This is a genomic window from Neisseria sp. P0021.S005, from assembly GCF_051956955.1.
The window spans coordinates 1-3161 of the sequence record NZ_JBQCWY010000352.1; the positions used below are offsets into that span (position 1 = coordinate 1).

Annotated in this window: 2 protein-coding genes; one reads left to right on the forward strand and one right to left on the reverse strand. The window is 44.8% G+C overall.

The window, feature by feature from the left end; genetic code table 11:
- Positions 1-711: 711 nt before the first annotated feature.
- Positions 712-2076 carry a sodium-dependent transporter gene (locus ACTHUE_RS14040; RefSeq protein WP_070712712.1) on the forward strand — a complete coding sequence of 455 codons (1365 nt, stop codon included), beginning with the start codon at positions 712-714 and terminating at the stop codon, positions 2074-2076.
- Between the two features lie 60 nt (positions 2077-2136).
- On the opposite strand, the gene dld is transcribed toward ACTHUE_RS14040, so the two are convergent.
- Positions 2137-3161 (reverse strand): D-lactate dehydrogenase (gene dld / locus ACTHUE_RS14045; RefSeq protein WP_440423780.1); only part of this gene is annotated, 1025 nt, incomplete at its 5' end.

Sequence of the window (3161 nt, forward strand, 5' to 3'; positions counted from 1 at the left end):
CCTTATTATTTTTATTTAACAGAATTTAACACTGTGAAGACTGAACTATTGTATAATTCGCCTGTCTGAGTAACACTTGCTTCGAAAGAAGTGAGTAAGTGAGTAAGACGTTTTCCCCGTAATGTGTTTGGCCATCTATACTTTCCCCTTAGTATAGATGGTTTTTTTTTATCTAAAATTTGGCAACCAAACGAATGTACTTTCAGACGGCCTTTCTCATCTAAAGAAGCCATCATTGCTAGACCTCATCTCCCACTCATTAACTTGCCATTACTCCTTTTCTCTTTCTCGTCTCTTCCGCATCAATCTGTGCCATTCCCATTTCAGGCAAATCGTTTTATAGAAAGAAAACCTATCGGCGACTATCCAAGCTAAGGTTACAGGATGTTATTAGACAGCCTTAGATAAATACCATCTTTGTTGCCGACATACTCTTGAAAGCACACTTTGGTGCTATCCAATATCCTCACAACAACCCTTTCCCATATCCCACTTTTCAGACGGCCTTTATCGTTACGGCTCTTTCAATCATTCATATCGCTTCAGCCAAATTCTCTGTTTTCAGGTTTCAATACCAATCAAACCAGATAAATCCACTAAAAATTCTTCATTACATGGTTTTTTTAACCAATTTTCTTTTCAGACTTTAGTCAAGATTCGTTAAATCTTTGCGGTAAAATGTTGTCTTTGTTTTTATGCATCTGAGTATTTATGTCTTCCAATCAACCCCGTCAAACCTGGTCCAACCGTTTGACTTACATCCTTACCGTTGCCGGCGCGACTGTCGGCTTTGGCGCAACATGGCGTTTCCCGTATTTGGTTGGTGAAAACGGCGGCGGCGCGTATGTGTTTTTGTTCTGTATCGCCATGCTGGTCATCGGTATTCCAATGATTTTGGTGGAAAATGTCATCGGTCGCCGCAAAGGCGTGAACGCGCTGGATGCGTTTGGCGGCACAATGAATGGCAAACCCGTTGCCAAAGTTTGGAAATTGGTCGGTTGGATGGGCCTGCTCGGCGCATTCGGCATCATGGCCTATTACATGGTGCTCGGCGGCTGGGTTATCAGCTACATCGTCAATATCATCGGCGGTAATTTGGACATTTCCAGCCCTGTTTCCGGCGAAGTCACCAAAAGCTTCTTTACCGAACACATCGAAAACAGCCCTTGGGAAATTGCTTTCTACACCTTCCTATTTGTGGTTGTGAACCAATGGATCTTGGTCAAAGGCGTGATCGGCGGTATTGAAAAAGCGGCAAAATACCTGATGCCTTTGCTGTTTTTATTCCTGATTGCCATGGTTGTGCGCAACGTTACCCTACCGGGCGCAATGGAAGGCATTACCTTCTATCTGAAACCTGACTTCAGCAAAATTACTGCCGAACTGTTCGTCTTCGTTTTAGGACAAGTGTTCTTCGCCTTGAGCTTGGGTTTCGGCGTGATGATTACATTATCCAGCTATCTGGATAAAAATGAAGATCTGGTTCAGACGGCCGTAATTACCGCGATTACCAACACTTTGATTGCCGTGTTGGCCGGCTTTATGATTTTCCCTTCCCTCTTCAGCTTTGGCGTTGCCCCTAACTCCGGCCCGACGTTGGTGTTCCAAAGCCTGCCGATCGTGTTCTCCAATATGTGGGCAGGCCCCGTGTTTGCAGTAATTTTCTTCTCACTGCTTCTGATTGCCGCGCTGACCACTTCTCTGACCATTTATGAAGTGTTGATTACAACTATTCAGGAGAAAACCAAAATCCGCCGCGCAGCCGCGATTACCATCGTACTGGCAGGGATTTTTATCTTCGGCAATATCCCGTCCATCTTGAGCTACGGCCCATGGAAAGATATTTCCGTGTTTGGTAAAAACATTTTTGACGCCTTTGACTATATCAGCGGCAACATCCTGTTTATGCTGACCGCACTTGGCTCTGCCTTATTTGTTGGCTTCGTGATGAAAGATGAAGCGAAGGACGAATTGCTCTACAAAGGCAACCATACCACCGTCAATATCTGGTTTGCCTATGTGAAATACCTCGTGCCGTTGGTGATTCTGCTGATTTTCATCAGCAACCTGTTCTGATAAACAAACATATAAAAAGGCCGTCTGAAATGTTCAGACGGCCTTTGTTTTGACTATGCTTTATTCAGCCCAGTTTTTCTTCTTACTGGTTTTACCGATACCAGGGTTGAAGCTGTTGGTCGGATCAAGTTTTTTATAGAACTGTTTCAGCGCAGGCTTGGCTTCATACAGATGACCGACATTGTGTTCGGCAGGATATTGCGCACCACGTTGGTCAAGCAGATGGAGCATTTCATGTTCCAAGGCCATGCAGTCGTTGCCTTTTTTAATGATGTAGTCCTGATGGAACACATGACACATAAAATGTCCGTAATACAATTTATGGATGATTTTATTGTCGATTTCCGGCGGCAGTGTTTCAAACCAATCACGGTCATCACGGCGCAAGGCAATATCGAGCGCAACTAAATCTTCTACCTCATCATCATGCACGGCACGATAGCGGATCGCGGCAGAAGCCACGGCGAAACGATGCAACATGGCCGCCTGCGTTTCTTCGGCATTACATTCAAAGAATGCGCCACCATGAGTTGCAAAATATTCCTTCAAGAAAGCACGCGCCTCTTCTACGCCCTCGCCACCCATTTTTAAAATCAGGTGATGTTCATATTTATCCCGATAGTTGCGCATAGACTTCGGCAAGTGATCGGGCAAAATCTTACTGATCAGTTGCATGAATTTATCAGAGAAGTGTTTTGGTAAGAAACTTATCTTTTTGCTGAATCTATCCACACGGGCTTTCAGATCAAACAGTTTCGGAAGTTGGTGGGTACCGAACGTCTTGATGATATAAAAAGTATCTTTACCATAAACGGCAGCAATATCAAAAGCATGACGATGGATATACTCACCGGAAATAGGCAGGTTTTTAAACTCGCTCAAAGCGGCACGACGAATATCGGTCAGCTCATTAATATCATTGGTGCCGATATAGAAGACGGCAGTCTGTTTTTCTTGCGGGAACGTATCCAAGCGTACGGCAAACACCATCAGCTTGCCCGCGCAACCTGATGCTTCGTAGTGACGCGCAGGGTCGGCATTAAAACGGGCGGCAGTCGGTTCATTCACTTGGCGGACATGATCGC